Annotated in this window: 1 pseudogene; it reads right to left on the bottom strand. The window is 41.2% G+C overall.

The features are described 5' to 3' along the window. Window positions 1–391, bottom strand: a pseudogene (locus A3712_RS09835) (ABC transporter substrate-binding protein); the annotation flags it as partial.

The raw sequence follows: 391 nt of genomic DNA, 5'->3' as shown, positions 1-391 counted from the left end.
ATTTGCTGTTCGGTTTGCTGACTTCTTTGAAGTAATTCGCTAATTTTAAACTGCCCGTCGCATGGTCAAAACCAACATACATGAAGGGTTGTCTATCAGCCCATGCTCGGACTGGCGTAGTGATGTTCTGCAGAATAAGTTTGGTATCAGTAGAGCTCAATACGTGCTCAATAAATTTACGGTGGCGCGTCGTATCCAGCGTAAAGATCAGGTAATCGGTTTTATTTTCTATAGCTTCCTGTAACGAGATACTTTGCTGCACGAGATCTGCGTTCACTCTCGTAAACACTTGGTTAATTTGATAATTAATTCTCAGTTTATCAAGTCGCTTTTCAAAAGCTTGGATGTTACGAACCCAATAATCAGAGATTTGTTGACCCGGATACACGAC

This window comes from Vibrio sp. HI00D65 (assembly GCF_001635455.1).
GTDB lineage: Bacteria > Pseudomonadota > Gammaproteobacteria > Enterobacterales > Vibrionaceae > Vibrio.
Note: the sequence above shows the minus strand (reverse complement) of the source record. Positions and strands in the feature narration are given on the sequence as shown.